This is a genomic window from Micromonospora sp. DH14, from assembly GCF_029809455.1.
GTDB classification, from domain to species: Bacteria; Actinomycetota; Actinomycetes; order Mycobacteriales; family Micromonosporaceae; genus Micromonospora; species Micromonospora parva.
On the sequence record NZ_JARVKT010000012.1, the window covers coordinates 1 to 13739 of the forward strand.

General features: G+C 66.1%; 12 protein-coding genes and 1 pseudogene. 8 read left to right on the forward strand and 5 right to left on the reverse strand.

The window, feature by feature from the left end; genetic code table 11:
* Positions 1-646: 646 nt before the first annotated feature.
* The 3 genes from QCZ28_RS17340 to QCZ28_RS17350 all read right to left on the reverse strand — a co-directional run bounded on the left by QCZ28_RS17340 (position 647) and on the right by QCZ28_RS17350 (position 3029).
* Complete coding sequence (locus QCZ28_RS17340) at positions 647-1081, reverse strand: tetratricopeptide repeat protein (protein ID WP_279517605.1); 435 nt, start codon at positions 1079-1081, stop codon at positions 647-649.
* A 333-nt stretch (positions 1082-1414) separates the two neighbouring features.
* Positions 1415-1918, reverse strand: a complete 504-nt coding sequence (locus tag QCZ28_RS17345) for a hypothetical protein (RefSeq protein WP_279517606.1) — start codon at positions 1916-1918, stop codon at positions 1415-1417.
* Between the two features lie 256 nt (positions 1919-2174).
* The gene (locus QCZ28_RS17350; protein ID WP_279517607.1) at positions 2175-3029 is read right to left on the reverse strand and encodes an META domain-containing protein; all 855 of its coding nucleotides are present in this window, start codon (positions 3027-3029) and stop codon (positions 2175-2177) included.
* Between the two features lie 751 nt (positions 3030-3780).
* Here QCZ28_RS17350 and QCZ28_RS17355 point away from each other — a divergent pair.
* Positions 3781-4194 carry a hypothetical protein gene (locus tag QCZ28_RS17355; protein ID WP_279517608.1) on the forward strand — a complete coding sequence of 138 codons (414 nt, stop codon included), beginning with the start codon at positions 3781-3783 and terminating at the stop codon, positions 4192-4194.
* A 30-nt stretch (positions 4195-4224) separates the two neighbouring features.
* Here QCZ28_RS17355 and QCZ28_RS17360 read toward each other — a convergent pair whose 3' ends face one another.
* The gene (locus QCZ28_RS17360) at positions 4225-4467 is read right to left on the reverse strand and encodes a hypothetical protein (RefSeq protein ID WP_279517609.1); all 243 of its coding nucleotides are present in this window, start codon (positions 4465-4467) and stop codon (positions 4225-4227) included.
* A 201-nt stretch (positions 4468-4668) separates the two neighbouring features.
* Between QCZ28_RS17360 and QCZ28_RS17365 the strand changes: the two genes are divergently transcribed.
* Together QCZ28_RS17365 and QCZ28_RS17370 are read left to right on the forward strand one after the other, a co-directional pair.
* The gene (locus QCZ28_RS17365; protein WP_279517610.1) at positions 4669-5637 is read left to right on the forward strand and encodes a hypothetical protein; all 969 of its coding nucleotides are present in this window, start codon (positions 4669-4671) and stop codon (positions 5635-5637) included.
* Between the two features lie 273 nt (positions 5638-5910).
* On the forward strand, positions 5911-6534 hold the full coding sequence (locus QCZ28_RS17370) for an SDR family oxidoreductase (RefSeq protein WP_279517611.1): 624 nt from the start codon (positions 5911-5913) through the stop codon (positions 6532-6534).
* Between the two features lie 453 nt (positions 6535-6987).
* Here QCZ28_RS17370 and QCZ28_RS17375 read toward each other — a convergent pair whose 3' ends face one another.
* Complete coding sequence (locus QCZ28_RS17375) at positions 6988-7572, reverse strand: TetR family transcriptional regulator (protein WP_196928547.1); 585 nt, start codon at positions 7570-7572, stop codon at positions 6988-6990.
* A 132-nt stretch (positions 7573-7704) separates the two neighbouring features.
* Here QCZ28_RS17375 and QCZ28_RS17380 point away from each other — a divergent pair, with 132 nt between their 5' ends.
* The 5 genes and pseudogenes from QCZ28_RS17380 to QCZ28_RS17395 all read left to right on the forward strand — a co-directional run bounded on the left by QCZ28_RS17380 (position 7705) and on the right by QCZ28_RS17395 (position 13314).
* Positions 7705-9204, forward strand: coding sequence for an MFS transporter (locus QCZ28_RS17380; protein WP_279517612.1), 1500 nt, complete (start codon positions 7705-7707; stop codon positions 9202-9204).
* 333 nt (positions 9205-9537) lie between these two features.
* Positions 9538-9638 (forward strand): annotated as a pseudogene (locus tag QCZ28_RS34515) (transposase); the annotation flags it as partial.
* Between the two features lie 1374 nt (positions 9639-11012).
* Positions 11013-11663, forward strand: a complete 651-nt coding sequence (locus tag QCZ28_RS17385) for a hypothetical protein (RefSeq protein WP_279517613.1) — start codon at positions 11013-11015, stop codon at positions 11661-11663.
* Between the two features lie 103 nt (positions 11664-11766).
* On the forward strand, positions 11767-12447 hold the full coding sequence (locus QCZ28_RS17390; RefSeq protein WP_279517614.1) for a hypothetical protein: 681 nt from the start codon (positions 11767-11769) through the stop codon (positions 12445-12447).
* Between the two features lie 402 nt (positions 12448-12849).
* Positions 12850-13314 (forward strand): hypothetical protein, encoded by a 465-nt coding sequence (locus QCZ28_RS17395; RefSeq protein WP_279517615.1) that lies wholly within the window; start codon positions 12850-12852, stop codon positions 13312-13314.
* The last annotated feature ends 425 nt before the right edge of the window (positions 13315-13739 follow it).

Genomic DNA, 13739 nt, shown 5'->3' on the forward strand with positions numbered 1-13739 from the left:
GCCGCCCGCGGTGTCGACCACCTCGCCCAACTGGTCAAACGCCGACTACGCGCTTGTCAGCAACAGACCGATCTCCTCGCCGGTTTCTTCGCCAGCACCGGCATGACCCTCGAACCCGAACCACCGAGATAGCCCGAACCTTGGCCCTTCAACCTCTGTAGCAGACGACGCTTATGTGGCTGGCTGTTGCCGGTGACGGTAGAGCAGCATGGCGGCGGCTTCAGCTTGGGCGTGTTAGACGTCGAGTTCGACGATAACGGAGGTGCAGACGTCGGTCATGGCGGCGGAGGAGTGGCCCAGGAGTTCTGGGTATCTTTGAGGTTGGCGCCGGCGGCTTCGAGGTAGGTGGCGGCGCAGTACCGCAGGTCGTGCGGTGAAGCGTTGCGGGTGAGATTGCCGGAGTCCGCCGAAGTTTCGTCTCTCGAGACACCGATCCCACAGGCAACGTCCTGAGCTGGCCCTCTAAGCTGGAGACCTCTTCGGCGGACCTGAAGAGGTCCCAAGGGACAAACAGACCTGCCTCGGCGAAGACGAGCCTCGGTGACGCAGGCCGTCGTCCGGATGAGTCGGGACCTGCCCGCCGTGCTGGGGCCAAGGTCCTATCGGCCTACCTGAAGCCCGCCAGGGCCGCCCAGGCGAGGAGCGACTACTCGGGTTGGACGAGGAGGTCATCAAGCTCCTGACGTGCGAGGACAACTCGATGGTCCTCTGCGCCGTGTATCCGTCCGAGGTCGGCAAGGACTTCCTGCAATCGTCGCACCGCCTGAGCGCGGTTGCCGTTTTGGCGGTGGTATCGCGCAAGGTCCGAGCGCGCATCGAAGACGTCCGGATGATCGGCTCCTAGTGCGCGGATCAGATCCGGCAGAAGGTCTGCGAGAACGTCGATTCCGCCGCTCAGGTTGCCGCTGCGGGCGAGGTATTGCGCCAGACTCTGGCGCGTCGAGAGGGTGTTGGTGTGGTCCGGGCCCAGTGCTCGCTCTTCGGCTGCGAGGATCTCCCGGGTCTGCCGTAACGCTTCACCGGGGTCACCCATCTCGGCGATGATGTGCGCTATCGCTCCTCGCGTGGCGAGCGCATTCATGGCGTCGGGACCCAATTGCTGCTCACGGTCGACGAGGATCCGCCGGTATTGAGCGAGGGCCCCTGGGAGATCCCCTCGTCGTCGCGTGCACGAGGCGAGATTGTATTCCGGCAGTCACATTGCTGGAGGATCCGGTGGTCGGCGACCTGCCCCGCCAGGTCGTCCTCGTCTGCTTCACGGAACGCGCCGGGCGAGTTCGGCTGCGAGTCGCGGCTATCGGTCGCTGACCAGCGCGGATTCTTCGTGCGTCATCGTCGGCGACGGTAGTCGGTAAACCCACTTCGTCGCTCTCATTCCCGCCGCGCGTGTGCGGGTGCCCGGCGTTGTTCACGCTCAGCCGGCCGCCGGCTCGGCGTCCGCTCCGTCGAGCCGCAGCTCGGCTACGAACTCGGAGAAGGTTTCGGCGACCGTTCGCCAGATGTAAGGAGCAGAGCTGGTCCAAACATCGCTGGCGACGACTCGTGGATCAGCCGAACTCGTTCGGTAGTCGAGCGCAATCGCGGTGTCGTCACCGGCGTACTGCGCCACGGCGATGAAGAAGGCGCGGTCGACGTCAAGCCACGGGAGTTCGACCGGACCCGTTGCCGTCGATTCTCGCGCGAATCGGAACAGCTCCGCCATTTCGTCATCCTGGATCAGGCGGTCGAGCGACCGTGACTCCTGATCCATCTGCTCGGTGCTGCCGAGAAAGTCCAACGGATCGTGGAACCAGGGCATGAGCCGAGCGACAGCAGGCTCGCCCGGATGGTTCCACCTGCCCTCCCGCAGGAGAACGAGTAGCAGGTCAGGAACAACGAGACCGCGGACCCGAGCCGTCGCGGAATGGTCGTCGTGCACGCTCGTCCCCTTCGTGGTCGGCGCGGCCCCCTCGTTGTCTCGTCGAGTATCCGCTCATGCCGCAGGTCGGGCCCACGGTTTAGCGAACCGCCCCGGATCATGAACAGACGACGGTGTCGACGAAGCGACCAGAGGCGGTTGGGCAGCGAACGTCCAACGTGGACTAGCGGCGATACCGCGTCGGGCCCGCAGGGTTGGGTGCGCGCCGGTGCAGTCGCCAACCGATGGTGGACAGCCGCAGTCAACGGGACGGCGGTTAGTTCGCGGGAAGCAACCGGCCTGTCTCCCTGCCCTGTGCGTCGAGGAGCACCAGGGTCTGACCGTCGAATCCTGCTCGTCTGGCCGTCGCGAGCCATCCTCCGACCGACACACTGTCGGCGCAGAACATCAGTGTTGTTCCTCTTGCGGTCGTGAGCAGTGTGCCGCTGGTAGCGGTGATCCACCGACCGCCCTCGTCGTTGCAGCCGTCGGATCCGTGCCATTCACCGTCGGTCGTGAACTTCACGTATGCGGCCTTGTGTCCCGTCAGGGGTACCCAGCGACCCGCCAGTCGGTGTCGGTCCACCGGAACTAGCTTCGCCGGTAGGGCGACCGCTGGTGTCAGGGCTCGGCGGGCCTCGTCGGTGATCACTGGCGGTTCCAGTGCCTCGTCGGCCTTGTCGGGCTCGGGGGTCGGTGTCGCCCCGGGGATCAGTCGGGCGACCGGTTGTGCTCGTGCGTCTAGGAGCACGGGTAGTCCTGCGCCGTCGAACTGGTAGGCGGTGACGCGGCGAAGCCATTCGGGGGTTTCTTGACTGGCCTTTGCGCAGCCGGGGAAGCCTTCGACTGCGGCCGTGGTAGCCGTGAAGATATCCGCGAGGAAGGTGCCGTCGCTGCTGGCCTGCCAGGATCCGCCCAGAGTGCCGCAGCGGCTGCCGATCAGGTCCAGCTCGCGGTCCGCGAGGCGCAGGATCGTGCCCGCGCCGGGGTCGGCAACGTCGACGATCGTCCAGGAACCGATCAGTGACGCCGGCGTCAACGGCGCCACAGGCCCGCTGGTTCCCGAGATCGGCTGCGGACTCGCGCGCTCCGGGTGGCTCTGCCTGCTACATCCGGCGAGCAGCACGCCCATCACGACCAGCGTCGCGAGGTAACCCTGTCGTACCACCTCGGCTCCTCCGGTCGGGCTCTGGTCAGGCTCTGGGTCTCGTGTAGCGAGATACCGAACCGCCTGCTCCTGTTCAACGGCCGGGAGGGACATCGGGTGCGCCCGCAGTTCGCGAAAGCCCCACCGGCAGGCCGGACCCGCACGAAGTCGCCGACGCCCAGGGTGGCGAGCACCCGAAGACGACGTTGAGGACGGCTTGCCTATCCACTGTCGCAGAGATGTCGACGTCGAGGTGAGAGCGGCGCTGAATTCAGCGGGCCACGTCCCGGTGATGTGGTCTTCGAATCCGCTGCCTGACGGCGGTGGCTGACTTACCGGGTGGCGTTGGGTCGGGAGTTGTTGGTCGCTCGTCGGCCTCGTGATGTGGTCGATGTTGCGGGGCGGTGGATCGCCGAGGCGTTGGGGGAGCACGGGTTTGTTGGCTGGTAAAGGCTCGGACTGTGCAGCGGCAGGTCGACGGCATGGTGCAGCAGGTTGCCTTGCAGCCCGAGTCGTACAATCGCGCCGGTGGGCTCATCTCGATCTCTACCCATGTGGCGGTGCGGCCATGGCGTGGTCGATCACCAAGCTCAACACGAGCCCCGGTGAACATCAGCTCAGTGCGTGATCGGTCGCGCATTCGTGCAGCTGGCCGCCGTTGAGGGCGGCAGCCGTCGCATGCGTCGTGATCTGCGCGACCTTGGGCCGCAGCCGGTATGGGCGTTACGCTGCGCCGGTGGCAGAGCTACCGCGGACGTGGAGCGTTCCGGTGGTACGGGCGGACTTCACCGATGACGCCGTCTGGATCCAGATCAAGGAGTGGATCGCGGCGCCGACCGAGGAGGGCTTCGGCGCGGACGTCGACTTCATCGAGGACCGCGCGTTGAACGGACTGGACGAAGCCGCCATCGCAGCCGGCTACGCGTCGAGCTACCCGCACGAGTACCGGCATCCGGTGCTGTTCGTGGTCGATGCTGTCGCCGTAACCACGCCAGAGCACCCCGTGCTGGTCATCAACCTGAACTCCGGGGTGGCCGCACGACCGTTCCGGGCGCTGCTGTGGCAGGTGCTGGGTCGAACCCGACGCGTCGGAGCAGTGTCTGCGTCTGTCCGGGGCCGGGCGTCGAAAACTTCTCCAGCGACGAGTTGAAGTCAGTCTCCCACTGCCTCATCGCGCCGTTCAGCAGGGAGGAGCAGTGACGGCCTTCAGCTGCACCAGGGTGGCGTCCCGTAGCGCCATCGCCAGGTCCTGGACGAACGCCTGCCAGGTCGCCGCAGCGAACACCACCACGCCTCGGTTCAGCGACGTCTCCTCGACACGGCGGCCGCGGCCGCCGTCACCGACGGCGCGATGAACGACGACCATGTTCTGACAGTGCTCGAGCGCATTGACGAAGTTGCGCACCGTGTCCTGAACGTCCATACGACCCCCTGTCCGATCTGCGAGAAGCCCTCAAGGCTGGATGGATTCTCGCGCCTACTGCAACGCCGGGCAGACCCGCAGCGGCGCGCGTAGCGTCGCCGGCGTGCAAGTGCTGCTGACCCCCGTGGACCGAAACGGGCGCGGCTGGCGGATCGAGGTGCTCGCCGCGGGCGATATAGGTGGTGGAGGATCATGTTCGGGATGGGCGACGTCGTGGAGGTGCGGAGCCCGGTCGACGTCACGCAGCTTTGCGCCCGGCTGGGCCACGTGGATGTCGTCCAGTTCAGTGAGCCGCTCACCGAGGCTGAGTATCGGTCGGTGGCCATGCTCCTGGGGGATCATCCAATGGTCCCGCTACGTGTCTACGGGTTCGATGACGACCTTGCGACGCTGCGGTTCCTGCGCTGGTTTCCACATGTTCGCCGGTTCAGTGTCGCGGGCCTGTGGCACCTGACCGATCTGACCCCGTTGGATCAGTTGAACGCAGACGTGGAGTTCCTCGACATCGGCGAGACCCGAAAGCCTCTCGACCTAGCTCCGGTTGCCCAGTTTCGTCGGCTTCGCCGACTGCGGGTCGTCGAGCACCGGCGTGGTCTTCACGAGCTGCTGCACGCCAACCCGGGCCTGCGGGACCTGTCGCTGTGGCGGCTCCCCGTCGACCACGTCCTGCCCGTCATTGCCCTGCCACACCTGCACGCCTTGGCTCTGACCCTCGGCTCGTCGACGAACAGCGAATGGCTCACCCAGATCCCCACACTTCGCTACCTGGCACTGCGCCAGGTGCGAAAGCTCAGCGACCTCACACCGGTGACACGGCTGCGCGCGCTGCAGTGGCTGTGGCTGGAAACGCTCACCGTCGACAAGCTTCCGGACTTCAGCTCCAGCACCATGCTGACACGGGCCGAATGCCTCGGGATGCGTCACCTCCGCCACCCGGCAGCCCTCCAAGGCCTCGCCGCGGCACCACAGTTGCGGGAACTCCTGGTCGCAGCGCCGCACCTGCCAGTCGACGCGGTCGTACCCTTCGTTGATCACCCGACACTCGAACGCGCCGAGATCGTGCTGGGCAGCCAACAGCGCGACCGCGACGCCGATGGCCTTCTACGTCTGCCACCACCACGTCCGGACAGGCAGTTCGCCGCGATGCACGAGCTGACCCGCATCCTGTAACCCAGGCTCCTGCACGTCCGCGGGTGGCCTGCCCGCTCGGGCAGCCCCGCAATTCCTGCACCGACCGCAAAGCCCGGACTGGTCGCGACGATCCGAACACTCCCCGGCGCCACCGGTCACGCTGGGTGATGTCGCTGCCTGCGGTGAGCGCCGAGGTTGCTTCTCCGGAAGCGCCTGACTAATCTCAACGCCTGTCTAGTTTTTGATTGCCGGTGCGGCTTCCGCCCTTGCCGGGATCTGCCCGCGACGAACCCACCAGGTTGAGGAATTCGTATGAAGCTGATCGTTTTCGGGGCCAGCGGCGGCACCGGACGCCTCGTGGTCTCCGGCGCGCTCGACCGCGGGTACCAGGTGACCGCGGTGGCCCGCCACCTCGACGGGCTGCCGTCACATCCCGATCTCGCGTTGCAACCCGCCGACGTGCTGGCCGGTGGCCGTCCGTTGCGGGAGATCGCCGCCGGGCACGACGCGGCGATCTCCGCGATCGGCAGCACGGCCCGGAATCCGAACGGCATCTACTCCAAGGGTGGCCAGGCGGTAGTCACTGCGCTGCAGGACGCGCAGGTGCAGCGGTTGATCGTTGTCTCCTCCGGCGGGGTGGAGCCCAAGGACCCCGGGTTGCCCTGGTGGTTCCGGCTGATGATTCCGCTGTTCCTGCGTGAGTTGTACGAGGACATGGGCGTGATGGAGGACATCGTGCGGTCTAGCCGGCTCGACTGGACTCTGGTCCGCGCCGGTTACCTCACCGACAAGCCGGCCACCGGGACGTTCCGGGTCGAGGACGGGAAGAACCCGCCCGGTGGGTCGCGGCTCAGCCGCGCCGATCTGGCGAACTTCCTGCTCGACCAACTCGAGACCAGCCGGTGGAGCAAGGCTGCCCCGACGCTGACCTATTGATCTCATCGTGGGTTCAGTTTCTACGTACGGCGAGAAGGCACGGCGAGGATTTGATGCTAACGACGGCGGAGCATTCCGAGCAGGCGAGCCCGGAGGATCTGCTGACGCTGGGGGAGGTCACCGCCTGTACCCGATGGCGGTCCCCGCTCTGCGTTTCTATGAGAGCGAAGGGCTGATCGGCGCAGAGTGCAGTGAGGGCAACCAGCGTCTCACCGCAGGGACACGCTGCGCCGCGTCTCGCTGATCCTCGTTGCTCGGCGACTCGGCATTCACCTTGCCGGTGAGGCCAGCCGCTGACCCCCGGCACGCCACGCTGCGTGCCGGGGGGCTTCATGACGCGGTGTGCCGTCGCGCAGCTGCCGACAGGGTGAGCGAGAGCAGTTCGAGCAGACGGCTTTCAGCATCATTGCAGCCGAGCAGGTGCCGGCGGTCTTGGGCGCCGACGCGTAGGCGTCAGGCTGGCGGGGCGATGACGTTGCGAATGGCCGGGCCGGCCAGGCGCAGGACGTCGTCGAGGTCGGCGTCGGCGATGTAGGGCATCCGCAGCAGGTAGCGCTGCGCGGCGATGCCCATCATCATGGCGCCGGCCAGGGAGGCGCGCAGGTGGGCCTCCGGATCGTCGACGGTCGCGGCGATCGCGTCGACGACCTCGGTGGTGATGTGACGCCGCAGCAGTTCGGCGGCTTCTTCGCTGGTCATGCTCGCGCGCACGAGCACCGCCATCGGACTGTTCGGGTCGGCGGCCCAGCTGCTCAGCATGCCGTGCATGAAGTTGTGCACGCTCTGCGCCGGATCGTCGGCGGTCAGCTCCGCGATCGGGATGTGCCAGTGCACCGCAGCCCGGAACAGCTGCTGCTTGCTGCCGAAATACTGCAGGATCGACGACTTGTCGACCTCGGCCGCCGCGGCGATCCCACGGATCGTGGTGCGCTCGTAGCCGAGCTCGGCGAACAGGGCGCGAGCGGCCTCCAGGATGCGACGCCGGGTGCGCTCGCCCTTGCGTTCACCCTGCGGCGCCTCTGCGGCGGCCTCGGTCATCGTGCAGCACCCTTCCGTACGTCGACGTCCGATCGTACAAGCCGGCACACCCCTACTTGAAAAACTAGACAACCGTTGAGATATTGTCGCGGCCTCACAAAACTCAACACCCGTCTAGTTCTGGAGTTTCTGATGTCCATCCCCGCACGATCGGCTCCGCCGCGCACCTCCACCCCTCCGGCCCTCGCGCTGATCGTCATCGCGGCCGCGCAGCTGATGGTCGTGCTGGACAGCACGATCACGAACATCGCGCTGCCGAGCATCCAGAAGGACCTCGAGGTGTCCGCCTCCGGCCTGTCCTGGATCGTCAACTCCTACGTCCTGGCCTTCGGCGGGCTGCTGCTGCTCGGCGGGCGCACCGGCGACCTCTACGGCAAACGGCGGGTGTTCCGGATCGGCCTGACCGTGTTCGCTGGCGCGTCCCTGCTGGGCGGCCTGGCCCCGAGCGTGGAGTTGCTGATCGCCGCCCGGGTCCTGCAGGGCCTCGGCGCGGCCGTCATCGCGCCGACCGCGTTGTCGCTGATCGCGACCACGTTCCCCGAGGGTGCCGCCCGTAATCGGGCGATGGGTGTCTACGCCGCGATGTCCGGGCTCGGCGCCACCGTTGGCCTGCTGCTCGGCGGCGTGCTCACCGACTACCTGAGCTGGCGCTGGGTGATGTTCGTTAACGTCCCGATCGGCGTGCTCGTACTGCTCGGTGCCCGCGTGCTGGCCAGCGGCGAGAAGCTGCACGGCGAACTGGACGTGCGCGGCGCGGCCACCGCCACCGGCGGCCTGACCGCCCTGGTCTACGCCATCACCCAGGGCGGCGACCGCGGCTGGACCGACCCCGTCACCCTCGGCATGTTCGCCGTCGCGGCAATCCTGCTGATCACCTTCCTGCGCTCGCAGAGCAGGAACCGGCACCCGCTGCTGCCGTTGCGGCTGCTGCGTAACCGCAACCGGGCCGGGTCCTACGTCACCATGCTGTTCATCGGCGCGGCCATGTTCGCCACCTTCTACTTCCTGTCGCTTTTCATGCAGCAGGTCAAGGGCTACAGCCCGGTTCGTGCCGGGTTCGCCTATCTGCCGTTCAGCCTCGGCATGGGGATGGCCGCCGGGATCGGCTCACGCCTGGCCGGCCGATTCGCGCCACGTACGCTCGCCGGCCCCGGCCTGGTCGTCGCGGCCGGCGGGATGCTCTGGTTCAGCTTGCTCGAACCGTCCTCGTCGTACTTCACCCACCTGATGCCGGCCATGTTCATCACCGCCCTCGGCCTGGGCGCCAGCTTCCTGCCGATGACGCTCGGCGCGATCTCTGGCGTCGACCGCAACGACACCGGCATCGCCTCGGCCATCCTCAACACCGCCCAGCAGATCGGCGGCGCCGTCGGCCTAGCCGTCCTGACCACCGTCTCCACCAGTGCCGCCGATGACAAACTGCCGCACGCCGACGTCGCGTTCTTCCGCGCCCTGGCCACCGGCGACCAGCCCCTGATCCAGCGGGCGGCCGACGCGGTGTCCCACGGCTACACCGTCGCGTTCGCCTCCGCCGTCGGCTTCCTACTGGCCGCGCTGGTCATCGCCGTCACCACGCTCAACGCAAGCCCCCGGCAGCGCACCGAGGACGCGGTGCCCGCACACATCGGCTGACACGCCGCTGCGGTGTCGCTCCTTCGGCGACACGTACGCGGACAACGGACTGGTGGCGGTGTCGAAGTGAGCTGCTGGAGTCCGGTACACAACGGTTCCTGCCCGGCGGAAACGGTGGCCGCCACATGTATCACGACGCCCGAGCTTGCCGATGGAGTCGCTGGGGCTACATCGGCACCTGGCGGAGAGGGCGGACGACGGCTGATGGGGCGGTGTGGAGCGGCTCCGGGAACTGGGTGTTCTCGGTGGCGAGCAAGTTCACGATGCGGGCGAGCATGTCCTTGTCGTGCTCCAGAGAGTGGATGTGCTCCATGGCTTCGGCCAGCCGACGCTGCGGTATCGGGGCATAAGGGCCGTTACTCGTTGCGGGAGATCCTGAACTCGATCTTCCACAGAACCGGACCGGGTGTCAGTGGGCGTATCTGCCGCATGACACCGAACCCACAGGGTGTCCGAGCCAGGCTGAACGCCTGGTCAACCGGCAGATCCTAATCGAGAGCCAACCCGGCCTATTCACCCTCAATCCGGAACGGATATAACCTCCCGGACCGCCCTCTGGCGGCGAGCGGACGAAGTGCGTCGGGATGCTGACGAGTCGTCCTTCTTCTGCCGCTGATAAGGCGCGGCGATCGTGCGCGGTCTCCCCGATCACCCGATGCGGCTGCGGGAGCCAGCGCTGGTGCCCAGCAAGGCCCTGGGCCGGCAGCTAATGGTCGGCGGTCTGGTACGAGCCCGGTTTGGGGGAGCAGGTTGGGAGCAATGGGCTGCCCTGAACGGCCCTGAACTGCGTCCAACGGCATCGAACGGCGCTCAACTGCATCCACCCCTGCCTGCGGTTTCACGTTGCCGCAGGTCAGAGTCGGTGCGGCGTCCTGTTTCACCGCGGAGTGCTCTGCGGTCCCGCGCAATGGTTGACAACTCTCTATGTCGCCTGGCAGGGGAGTGTGTGCAGGTCAAGGCGGTAAGGGGTTGTTGATTGGCTTGGCCTTGCAACTGGGAGCAGATTGGGTGCAGGTTGGCGAAGAGGTCTCCGCGCCCGAAGTGCTCACAGATGCCGGGCGGAGACGAGGGGCTTTGACCTGCGGTTATGGAGATTGAGCGGTGCTCCGTGACCTCCCAGTGGATACCGAAGTGGTCAGGTTCGTTGCTTCCCGCCTGGCTGGTGCCAGCTCTCGTCTTGGAGCCCTCCGGCAGGGCGACCCTCCACCGTGCAGCTGCGTGGTCGCCAGTCGCTCGACGAGCGGCGCGCCTGGGATTAGCGGTGTGCTACGCCGCAGGCCGCCGCGTGGGAGCAACTGCGCTGGACGCGAACGGTCGCCCGGTACTGCCGCGTGATGATTGCCGCCGAGCAGCCGGACGCCAAGGCGGCGACCGGACTTCGAGATCAAGATGTGTCGTGTAACAGTCAGCTTCACCGTGCGACGTCGACGAGCATGGCGAACGCGCATCTGCGGAACCAGTCAGCCAAGGGGGAGACCGAGGGCTAATACGCCTGCCCGGTCATAAACAGCCCGACTGCGCAAGTGATCTGTGAGCTCGATCACCGTGACCAAAGTCGATGCAAGCTGCAGAGTGACAAATTCGAACTACTCAACGTAAGACGGAGCTGCGTTATTGGTCCGAGTTCTGCCGAGATAAACCGATCACAGCTACCGTCCGCATCCAGCTATGTCCGATAGGTGCGATCGTGCAGAAGGTGTGCCTTGATCCCTCTTGGTGACTGCCTTACCGTGGGGAAATCGGGCGGTGACGATGCGCCTACATCGTCACCGCCCTCCGTCCTCACTCATGCCTAAGGGAGGTCACCTATGAGGACAGGTGCAAGGTTACTGCTGTCGGCGCTACTGGTGCTATCGGGCGTCTTGGTGGTTCCTACCGCCGCCGCTGCGAACATCTCAGAGCCGGCGGCTCCGATGCCCGCCACGTCGAGGGTTGACGAGGAGACGGGCAACGCCAAGAAGTCCATCCGGGTAGTCACCCCTAAGAAAAAGGGCGAGATCGCTCGCTTCTCGGTCAGCAACTCCCGCCTTCTCCAGGATCCACCGCTCGGTGGCTGTGACTACAGCGATGTAACCGGCACGATCAATGCCACTTACCTCGATGGAGTCTTGGCAACCACTGAGTCAGATTGGAGCGCCAAGGTATTGTGCTACACCACCGCGCCGGGTCAGTCGATGGCCGGCATCAGTGTGGACTCCACCTGGTGGCACAACGGAGTGAACATCGCCAACGGCAACACGTTCACGTGCACCAACTGCAACCTGGCGAACTCCACCGGCGCTGACATCTGCGCTGGCGTCACCTGTGCCGGAAGCTACTTCGCAGGCTCCCTGGTGACGCTCACACTGCCGGCGGGCTGGCAGTGGACGGGGGTTCCGTCCGATTGCCTGGCTCTATCACCGCAGGCCATTACTTGCTCGGCAGTCAGCAGTGTCGTCACGGTGCCGGCATCGAACTGATCCACCTGCACATACCCTTTCCGCCAGTCGAGCCGATGCTGCTCGGCTGGCGGGAGCAGGTAGCCTAGAGCCGGAAATCTGCGTCAATGCAGGGGGCGGACACATGGACAGACACGAAATCCTTACCGGGTTGATTCGGCAATACTTCGATGCGATGGGAAGCCCGGCCAGTGATGACCTGCTGAACCGTCTTGGAGCGAGCGGAACTGAGGGCTTCGCTCTCGGCCTGGTGGCCGCGTCCGCTCTGCCGCCAGGGGAGCTTAGCCAAGCGCGCGCTGGCCTAGAACCTTTGCTTGAAGATCTCGATTGGCTGGAGCGGCGTCGCGCAACCGCAGCCCGGCCCGAGATTGCCCCGGCGATCCCGGTTAACCGCGCGCTGGAAGGCCACGAGCAGTCTCGCCCTCCTCGCTCCAACGCCACTGAAATACCGATGTTGTTGCACGTTCAATCATTGGCTGGTGAACGGCTCGTCATTGACGATAAGCCCGCCGTGCTTGTCAGTCTGGAGGTCTGGTCCTCGTCCATGAGATTGCGGCTGGCCTACCCGAGCCCGCACCTTCCGGCAGCAGACATATTGCGGAGCCACCGCCCTTGGCGGGCCTGGGACGACACAGGAACACAGTACCGTGAGCGAGGAAGCGAGTCGTCTGACGCTCAGGGGTTTCTCGTGGAGTCCCGAGTGTTCGACGCTCCGCCACCTGCCGAGGCCACGCTCCTGTCTGTCGCAGCCGAACACGCAGCAGGAAACAACCAGTTCACCATTCCGCTCCGCCGGATTGCGTAGCTGAAACATCGCACCCGGCATCCTCGTAGCCGCGCGGCGGAAGGTGCCGGCATCCTGCTCCGTTTTGAGGATCTTTAGCAGCAGCGATGCACGGGCACCGGTCGCCGCAGCGGTGTGGCCGGTGCCGGTTGGTGCGTCCGGAGCTGACCGGGATGGCGGCGGCTCTGTAGAGCCGGGCGAACGGTGCTTCGGAGCGGAGCCGGTTGGGTCGTCGCCTGCCGTGACGAGCAATTGCCCGGCGGTGTAGACGCCGACGCCGGGCAGCGCGGACGAAATCCGGGGCGGTGGCGGTGACCAGGCCGACAGTTCGGTTTCCAGGTCGTCGATCTCGGCTTGTAGGGCCTGCCAGCGGTGGGCGACGGGGTATCTGCTGTCGTATCCCCGTGGTGTGGAGTGCGTGCCATGGGTGTGCTGTACGACTACTTTCGGGCCAAGGTCGACGCTGCGGCTGTCAGGTTGATGAAGGATTTCGAGGGCGGACCGTTGGCTGTCAGCCTCGGCGGCATAGCTGTGGATGTGGTTGATCTGAAGGGCATCGAGCCGACCGTGATCCTCGGCAAGCTTGTGAGCCTCGTTCGACAGGTCGACTGGGATGTGAGCCTGGTCGACCTTGAGTTGTTGTGGAGCGGGGACGAGCAGGACGGGCCGTGGTTGATGTCGCTGGACCGGGCCGCGCGGGACACCCTCGCCTCTATCAGCAATGCCCAGGTGCGGGAGTTGTCGGCGCGATGGGGGCGGATTAAGGAGCTGGCGTGGAGTGGGCCACTGTCTGACGACGAGATGCTGCCTGTGATCGAGAAGGTTGCCGCGCTCGCTCAGCGCGCCCGAGACGCCGGCGAGGATCTGTATTGCTGGTGCTGCCTGTGAGGGGGCGGTGCCGGGCCCGGATAGGGGGAGCAGACTGGGAGCAGCAGGGTGCCCTGAACGGCCTTGAACTGCGTCCAACGGCGCCGAACGGCCCTCAACTGCATCTACCACTGCCTCCCGCTCCACGTTTCCCCAGGTCAGAGCGGGTGCAGCGTCCTGTTTCCCGCGGAGTGCTCTGCGCTTCTGCGTAGCTGTCGACAGCGCTCTATGTCGCCTGTTAGGGGAGTGTGCGCAGGTCAAGGCGGTAAGGAGTCGTTGGTTGGCCTGGCCTTGCAGCTGGGAGCAGATTGGGTGCGGGTTGGCGAAGTGGTCACCGCGCCCGAAGTGCTCACCGATGCCGGACGGAGACGAGGTGCTTTGACCTGCGGTGATGGAGGTCGAGCGGTGCGGCGTGACCTCCCAGTAGAGGTCGAAGTGGTCAGGCG

What these genes read in the sequence shown, in the direction of transcription:
- QCZ28_RS17370 (WP_279517611.1), top strand. Translation starts at nt 5,911, where the DNA reads ATGAAGCTGATCGTTTTCGGGGCCAGCGGCGGCACCGGACGCCTCGTG.
- QCZ28_RS17375 (WP_196928547.1), bottom strand. Translation starts at nt 7,572, where the DNA reads ATGACCGAGGCCGCCGCAGAGGCGCCGCAGGGTGAACGCAAGGGCGAG.
- QCZ28_RS17340 (WP_279517605.1), bottom strand. Translation starts at nt 1,081, where the DNA reads ATGAATGCGCTCGCCACGCGAGGAGCGATAGCGCACATCATCGCCGAG.
- QCZ28_RS17365 (WP_279517610.1), top strand. Translation starts at nt 4,669, where the DNA reads ATGGGCGACGTCGTGGAGGTGCGGAGCCCGGTCGACGTCACGCAGCTT.
- QCZ28_RS17390 (WP_279517614.1), top strand. Translation starts at nt 11,767, where the DNA reads ATGGACAGACACGAAATCCTTACCGGGTTGATTCGGCAATACTTCGAT.
- QCZ28_RS17380 (WP_279517612.1), top strand. Translation starts at nt 7,705, where the DNA reads ATGTCCATCCCCGCACGATCGGCTCCGCCGCGCACCTCCACCCCTCCG.
- QCZ28_RS17395 (WP_279517615.1), top strand. Translation starts at nt 12,850, where the DNA reads ATGGGTGTGCTGTACGACTACTTTCGGGCCAAGGTCGACGCTGCGGCT.
- QCZ28_RS17350 (WP_279517607.1), bottom strand. Translation starts at nt 3,029, where the DNA reads ATGGGCGTGCTGCTCGCCGGATGTAGCAGGCAGAGCCACCCGGAGCGC.
- QCZ28_RS17360 (WP_279517609.1), bottom strand. Translation starts at nt 4,467, where the DNA reads ATGGACGTTCAGGACACGGTGCGCAACTTCGTCAATGCGCTCGAGCAC.
- QCZ28_RS17385 (WP_279517613.1), top strand. Translation starts at nt 11,013, where the DNA reads ATGAGGACAGGTGCAAGGTTACTGCTGTCGGCGCTACTGGTGCTATCG.